Source organism: Myxococcus sp. AB025B, assembly GCF_006518215.1.
GTDB lineage: Bacteria > Myxococcota > Myxococcia > Myxococcales > Myxococcaceae > Myxococcus > Myxococcus fulvus.
Genome location: NZ_SRLW01000406.1, coordinates 1 through 7126, shown reverse-complemented (window position 1 = coordinate 7126; position 7126 = coordinate 1). Strand labels below are relative to the sequence as shown.

Genomic DNA, 7126 nt, shown 5'->3' with positions numbered 1-7126 from the left:
ACGGGGCGCGGGGGCGGCGCGGCCGGGGCCTCCTCCATCGCGTCACTCAGGTCCAGGTCGAACTCGAGCGCACCTCCGGCGGGCTTCGCGGCGGCGGGAGGCGGAGCGCTGGGACGAGGAGGCGGAGGCGGAGCGACCGGGGCCTCTTCCACCGCATCGCTCAGGTCCAGGTCGAAGTCGAACGCGCCACCCGCGGGCTTCGCGGCGGCGGGCCGAGCCGGAGGCGGCGCGCTGGGACGAGGAGGAGGCGGCGCGACGGGGGCCTCCTCCATCGCGTCGCTCAGGTCCAGGTCGAACTCGAACGCACCTCCCGCGGGCTTCGCGGCGGCGGGCGGAGGCGGAGCCCCGGGGCGCGGAGGCGGCGGCGCGGGCGTCTCCTCCACCACGTCACTGAAGTCGAACTCGAACGCGTCACCCGCGGGCTTCGCGGCGGCGGGCGGAGGCGGCGCACTGGGGCGCGGAGGCGGCGGCGCGGGCGTCTCCTCCACCACGTCACTGAAGTCGAACTCGAACGCGCCACCCGCGGGCTTCGCGGTGGCGGTGGGACGCGCGGGCGTCTCTTCCACCGCGTCACTGAAGTCCAGGTCGAACTCGGGTGCGCCCCCCTTGGGCTTCGCGGCGGAAGGCGCCGGAGCCCCGGTGGCCTCGGACATGTCGAGGTCGAACTCCATCGGGCCGCTGGAGCGCGCCGACGAGGACGACTCGTCCTCCACGGAGAGACCGACCTCGATGGGCGCCTCGTCGAGCATCTCGCCCTGCGCGAGCGGCGCCTCGTCGAGCGACAGCTCGAACCCGGGCAGCGGCTCGTCCATCAGCGGCGCGGCGGGAGGCGGCGGCGTGCTCGCGATGAGCTCCTCGAGCGGGATGTCCACGTCATCGGCGGGCGCGGCGGGCGGCGGGGAGAAGTCGAAGGGCTCGTCGAGTCCCGGAGCCGCCGGCGCATCCAGGTCATCGAACAGCGAGTCCAGCGCGGGCCCACGAGGCGCCGCGGCGGGCTTCGCCACGGGCGCGGGTGCGGGCCGGGCCTGCACGGGCGCGACAGCCGGCGCGATGGAGGGGGCCAGCGGCGCGACGGACGGGGCGATGGCGGGCAGCGGCGAGACGACGGCCGCGGGGGCCTCCGGCTTGCGCTGCAGGAGCATCATGTCCACCAGCGCGCGGCTGGCCGGGTCCAGCTCGTGGAACTGGAGCCCCATGCCGGGAGGCCCCGCGGGGTCTCCCACTTCACGGACCCAGCGCACGTCGGCGGTGCCGCGCAGCACGCGCACGCCTCCGGCGATCTGCACCTCGAACTTGACGGGTGTCCCCACGGGCTGCGGGGTGCGCGAGCGGATGAACATCCCGCCCGGGCTCAGGTTGGTGGCGAACTCCTCCGCGAAGCTCCCCACGCTTTCATGCTTGAGCTTCACCAACAGACCGACTGCCTTCCGGTCCGTGGTGCGCCTGCCTTGATCCATAACGCACCACCATCGCGGTACACCGCCCCCTTCTCAAGAGGGTTTTGGGGCCTCGGTTGGTTGGCAGGCCGAGGAACCAGGACAGGTGGGCCTGCGGCCTACCTGCACCTTCCTGTAATGTCGTGCGCCGCGAGGAGGCGTCCATGAGCACCATCCCTCTCACCGTCGCGGTGGCGCCGCGCACCGGCTGGCTGGTCGACCGGCGCCACGACTTGATTTCCACGGTGGGCGGCGCCGGCGCGAGCCTCATCCTGGTCGGACTTCATGCCGGGGCGGGGGTGAGCAGCCTGGCGTTGTGGTGGGCGTGGGTGTTGGTGCTGGATGGGCCGCACCTGTTCGCGACGGTGTCGCGCACGTACCTGGACGCGCGCGAGTGGAAGACGCGCAGGCGGCTGCTGTTGGGGAGCCTGGGCTGGTTCGCGCTGGGGCCGGTGTGCTTCGGGGTGTCGTTGCTCGTCGGCAGCAAGCTGCCGTTCGTGGTGTTCCTCACCTTCGCCGCGCTGTGGGCGTACTGGCACGTGGTGCGGCAGCACTACGGGCTGATGCGGTTGTACCAGCGCAAGTCGGGGGAGACGTCGCGGGTGGACCAGCGGCTGGACAGCGTGACGCTCTACGTGGGGCTCATCGCGCCGTTCGTGGCGTTCGCGGTGACGCATCCGGGGGCGCGCAAGCAATTGGGGCTGACGGGCACGCCGAGCTGGGAGCCGGTGGTCGCCGCGGCGTGCTTCACGCTGGTGGCGGCGGTGGTGCTCTCGAGCGCGGGGCGTCAGGTGTGGCGCTGGCGGACGGGGCAGCCGGTGAACGGGCCCAAGCTGTTGATGATGGGGGCGGCGGTGGGGCTGTCGGCGGTGGTGTTCTGGCCGTCGGTGTCCGCGCGGATGGACTTCATCATGTTCGCGGTGGCGGTGACGGCGTTCCACAACGTGCAGTACCACGGCATCGTCTGGTTCTATCACCGCAATCGCTATCACTCGGCGGGGGTGGACCCGGCGTCCTTCGGCTGGGCGCCGAAGGTGAGCCAGCGATTCATCTTCTATGCGGTGTGCGGCATCGCCTTCACCCTGGTGTATCGGGGCCTGGGGTGTGGCTTCGGCGCGCATCCGGGCTGCGGCGTGTTCGACGCGAAGCTCGCGCTGGGCACGGGGCTGACGCTGCGGGACTTCATGGCGGGCTTCATCTGGGGCTTCGCCCTGCACCACTACTACCTGGACCAGCGCATCTGGCGGGTGAGCAAGGATGCGGGGCTGAATCAGGACCTGAAGCTGAGCCCCGCGACACATCACTCCGTCTGACACTGCGGGAAAGACATCCCCCGCGGTGTTGACCCATCCTCGCGGGTGATGCGACAGCCCTCGGCGCCCAGCCTGTCGGCCCACGCGACAACCTCCATCGCAATGACTGACTCCAATCTGGGCCTCCAGGACTTCCACTACCCGCGCCAGTACACCGCGTGCATCCCCGACTCCCAGCTCCTGGGCGGCAACGGCACGGTGGACCCCGGCGAGCAGTGCGACGACGGCAACCTGAACAGTCAGGACGGCTGCGGCGCGTGCTGCCAGCTCGAGCTGTTCTGAGTCCCGGTGCCGCCGCTTCCGAGGCACTCGAAGTCCTCGGAAGCGGTGGCGTGAGGCGCTTCAGCGCACCCAGGACACGTTGGTGACGGTGAACTTCGAGCCGTCCGTCTTCTCGACGTTCGTGTAGGGCAGGTACACGCGCGACGAGAAGGTGTTCGCGGCGGTGTCGATTTCGATGAGCCGCGTCGGGTTCGAGGACCCGTCGTGGTAGGCAGTCAGCATCTGGTGGATGGTGTTGCCCTGCGTGCCCGTCACCGCGCGGTAGGCGTGCGTGCCCACGTGCCCGGAGAAGATGAACCGCACGTTGGGGTACAGCTTGAGCGCGTTGTCGAACACGTACTGGGGGCTGTTGTTGCCGTAGCCGCCGTTGCCCTGCTCGATGCCGCCGCCGCTGTTCTGGTGGGAGTGCGTCAGCACGATGACGTTGTGGTTCGGGTGCTGCGCGAGCACGTTCCGGGCCCACGTCACCGCGTCCGTGCGCGCCCACAGCTCCAGGCTGAGCACCAGCCAGTTCAGCCCGCCCGCCGAGAAGGTGTGGAAGGAGTTGTCGCTCTTGCCCGCCTCGAACACGCCGCCCAGCCGGGCGAAGCGCGACGGCGGGAAGTAGGTATTGAACGTGGTGGTGTTGCGCAGGTTGGCATTCACGTTGCCGGGGCACGCGCTGCCTCCCGGGCAGGTGGCCGCGGTGTCGTGGTTGCCGATGGCGATGGCGTAGGGAATCCCCGCCGCGTCCAGCTTCTGGAAGGCGTTGCCCGCGCGGACGTACTGGATGTGGTCCGGCGTGTCCCAGTTGGCCATGTCACCCGTGTGGCCCACGAAGCGGATGTCCAGCGCGGCCTTGTTGTCCGCGAGCCACTGCATGCGGTGGTCGATGAGCGTGGAGCTGGAGACGACCTCGTTCTGCGTGTCCGGGATGATGACCAGCGTGAACTTCGTGTCCACCGGCTGCGGCGTCGCCGGGGCCACGTGGAAGCGGATGCCCTGGTCCACCCAGCCCGCCGCGCTGAGCGCCGCGCGCTCCTGGGCGGTGATGGCGAAGCGGTGCTTCTTCAGCGTGTCGTTCGCGTAGCGGTAGACGGGCACCAGGCACGGCGAGGCCGTCGCCGACGCGAAGAAGCCCACGCCCTCGTCGGTGGTGAAGCCTCCCTGCGTCACCAACTGCTGCTTCTCCGCCGCGTCGATGGTCCAGAAGTGCTCGGTCCGGCTCGGGCTGTAGATGCGATACACGGGCGACAGCCCCGTCCCCGTGATTCCCGAGGCCCGGAACGCCACGCCCCGGTCCTCCGTGTAGCCGTACGTCGTCCCCGCGTTCGTCGCCTCGTTGGCGTTCAGCGTGTAGAGGCTGTCGCCATTGCTCGGCCGGATGCGGTGATACACGGGCGAACCCAGCGCGGCGCAGTCGAGCGCCGCCTCGCTGGACGCTGTCTCGGCGGGCTCCACGGGCGCGCCACCACCACACGCCCACAGCCCCGCCATCAGCACCAAGGACCCCGCGACTCTCCATGAACCCATGATGTCTCCTCTCGAAGGAACACGACTCGCTGCTCCTCGAAAGCCTCTTCGACCCGGCCGAGCCAGGCAATGACTTGATTCCTGGTCAATCCAAACCCCGGCGACAAACAGGCCAGAACCGGACACGAGACATAGATGCAACACGGCTGCATCAACACCCCTCGCATGACATAACGCCCGCACCTCGAAGCCGCGTGAGCGCTCCGCCCTTCGCACCTCCCCGGGAACAGTCATGCATCCAAGACCCCTCCATCTGGCATTCCTGGCCGTCACGGCCGTCCTCATGGTGAGCTGCGGCTCCTCGGACGAGCCCGGGCCCGATGAGACCACTGAGTGCGGCGGCCACGGCCACCTGCACGGCGACCACTGTCACTGCGACGAGGGCTATGTCGCGGACGGCCTCACGTGTGTCGTCGCCGAGGAGCCCGTCATCGAGTGCGGAGGCCACGGCCATCTGCACGGTGACCACTGCCACTGCGACGAGGGCTACACCGAGCAGAACGGCACCTGCGTCGTCGCCCCCGAGCCGGGCCTCGACTGCGGCGAGCACGGCCACGCACACGGGGACCACTGCCACTGTGACGAAGGGTACGTCGAGCAGGAGGGCACGTGTGTCGCGGCCCCCGTGACGGGGCCGGACTGTGGCGAGCACGGCCACGCGCACGGCGACCACTGCCACTGCGACGAAGGGTACGAGGAGAAGGAAGGCACCTGCGTGCCCCAGACGGAGCCGGGCCTCGACTGCGGCGAGCACGGGCACAGCCACGGTGACCACTGCCACTGCGACGCTGGCTACGTGGAGGAGAACGGCACCTGTGTCCCGGAGACGGAGCCGGAGCCCGGCTGTGGCGAGCACGGGCACAGCCACGGCGACCACTGCCACTGCGACGCGGGCTACGTGGAGGTGAACGGCACCTGTGTCCCCGAGCAACCGAACCCGGCGCTGCCCACGTACACCATCGTCCCCATCATGTACCCCTCGGGCACCGGCAGCTTCGCGCTGGAGCTGAACGACGCGGGGCAGGTGGTGGGCAACGTGCGCTCGACGGTCATCACCGGCACGCCGCCGCCGCTCATCGCCTACCGCTGGAGCGAGGAGAGCATCACCGAGCTCGGCATCCTCCCGGGCAGCAACAACTTCAGCCGCGCGTACGGCCTCAACGCGAGCGGCGTGGTGGTGGGCGAGAGCGACAACAACACGCCCCGTGCCTTCCGCTGGGAGAACGGCGTGATGACCGACCTGGGCACGCTCGGTGGCGCGTCCGCGGTGGCGACGGACATCAACGACAGCGGCGTCATCGTCGGCAGCTCGTCCAACGGCACCGCCAGCCGCGCGTTCCGCTGGGTGGACGGGACGATGACGGAGCTGGGCTCGCTGGATGGCCAGGGCAACACGCTGGCCCGCGCGTGGGGCATCAACAACGCCGGTGACGTGGTGGGGTACTCGAAGAACGCGCAGGGCGTCACGCGCGCCACGCTCTGGACGGCGCAGGGGCAGCTCGTCAACGTCGGCGCGCTGGACGTGAGCCTCGCGAGCCAGGCCTACGCGGTGAACGAGTCCCAGCAGGTGGTGGGCTCCGCCGTCATCGGCGCCACGTCGGGCGGCTCGCCCATCTACAACGCCTTCACCTGGAGCGACGGCACCGTCCGGAGCCTGGGCACGCTGGCCAGCCAGCCCACCGCCATCCACAGCGAGGCGAAGGCCATCAACGCGTCGGGCTGGATTGTCGGCTACGTGGGCCAGTACCACGGCAACGCGTCGCTGGGCACCGCCGCCGCCGTGCTCTGGGTCGACGAGCGCATCCACGACCTCAACACGCTGATTCCCGCGGACAGCGGCTGGACGCTCCTGTCCGCCGAGGGCATCAACACCCGCGGCGACATCGTCGGCTTCGGCCGCTTCAACGGCACCAGCACCGCCTTCAAGCTCGTGCGCCAGTAATCACGGCACGCGGGCCGCGATGGACCGTCCCTCCGACGCCCCGCATGCCCGATGTATCGCCGCGGCCGGTGCAGTCACCATCGGCCGCGGTGGGCCCTCACTCCGACCGAAGCCTCGCTGCCCGCTCGACGAATCGCACGGGCGGAGCGCGCGACCTCGTCCGAGTCTTCCCTCACCGGCGTTCAACACCTCGACCGCGCCGCCCCTCGTGTCGGGTGTCACCAGGGCGCGATGCGCCACAGCACCGCGTCCTGGTTCCACGTCTCCCCTTCACCCTCGCGCAGCCAGCCCGAGGCGACCAGCCCCTGTCCCGGCATCGCCGCGAGCCCCGTCACCGCGAGCGTGCACTGGCCGCTCGGACACTCGCGCGCCCGCAGCACGCGCCGCGCCTGGTCCGAGCCGTCCATGGGATAGCGCGTGAGCACGTCGCCACAGGCCACGGAGACGGCGCCCGTCTCGTCCACGGCCGCGGCCACGCCCTCCTGGGCCTCCTCGCCGCACTCGGGCTGCTTCAGCCAGCGCACCTCGCCCTCCGCGCCCACGGCGAGCACGAACGGCCCCTGCGTGCCCAGCGACGTGCCGCCCCACACGAGCAGCCCCGCGAAGTCGCCCGCCACCGAGACACCGCCCTGCGGCCTGTC

Annotated in this window: 5 protein-coding genes and 1 pseudogene; 3 read left to right on the top strand and 3 right to left on the bottom strand. The window is 70.5% G+C overall.

The window, feature by feature from the left end; all coding sequences use genetic code 11:
* Positions 1-1457, bottom strand: a 1457-nt coding sequence (locus tag FL311_RS39170) for a TIGR02266 family protein (protein WP_141332755.1), incomplete at its 3' end; no start/stop codon positions are given.
* Between the two features lie 143 nt (positions 1458-1600).
* Between FL311_RS39170 and FL311_RS39165 the strand changes: the two genes are divergently transcribed.
* Both FL311_RS39165 and FL311_RS39160 read left to right on the top strand, forming a co-directional pair.
* Positions 1601-2749, top strand: a complete 1149-nt coding sequence (locus FL311_RS39165; RefSeq protein ID WP_141332754.1) for a hypothetical protein — start codon at positions 1601-1603, stop codon at positions 2747-2749.
* Between the two features lie 102 nt (positions 2750-2851).
* Complete coding sequence (locus tag FL311_RS39160; RefSeq protein ID WP_228557380.1) at positions 2852-3031, top strand: hypothetical protein; 180 nt, start codon at positions 2852-2854, stop codon at positions 3029-3031.
* A 60-nt stretch (positions 3032-3091) separates the two neighbouring features.
* Here FL311_RS39160 and FL311_RS39155 read toward each other — a convergent pair whose 3' ends face one another.
* Positions 3092-4543 carry a metallophosphoesterase gene (locus FL311_RS39155; RefSeq protein ID WP_141332752.1) on the bottom strand — a complete coding sequence of 484 codons (1452 nt, stop codon included), beginning with the start codon at positions 4541-4543 and terminating at the stop codon, positions 3092-3094.
* 232 nt (positions 4544-4775) lie between these two features.
* On the opposite strand from FL311_RS39155, the gene FL311_RS39150 reads away from it, so the two are divergent.
* Positions 4776-6485 carry a DUF3466 family protein gene (locus FL311_RS39150; protein ID WP_141332751.1) on the top strand — a complete coding sequence of 570 codons (1710 nt, stop codon included), beginning with the start codon at positions 4776-4778 and terminating at the stop codon, positions 6483-6485.
* A gap of 218 nt (positions 6486-6703) precedes the next feature.
* On the opposite strand, the pseudogene FL311_RS44510 reads toward FL311_RS39150, so the two are convergent.
* Positions 6704-7126: pseudogene (locus FL311_RS44510) on the bottom strand (hypothetical protein); the annotation flags it as partial.

Excerpts from the sequence above, each read along its gene's own strand:
- FL311_RS39165 (WP_141332754.1), top strand. The coding sequence starts at position 1,601 with ATGAGCACCATCCCTCTCACCGTCGCGGTGGCGCCGCGCACCGGCTGG.
- FL311_RS39160 (WP_228557380.1), top strand. The coding sequence starts at position 2,852 with ATGACTGACTCCAATCTGGGCCTCCAGGACTTCCACTACCCGCGCCAG.
- FL311_RS39155 (WP_141332752.1), bottom strand. The coding sequence starts at position 4,543 with ATGGGTTCATGGAGAGTCGCGGGGTCCTTGGTGCTGATGGCGGGGCTG.
- FL311_RS39150 (WP_141332751.1), top strand. The coding sequence starts at position 4,776 with ATGCATCCAAGACCCCTCCATCTGGCATTCCTGGCCGTCACGGCCGTC.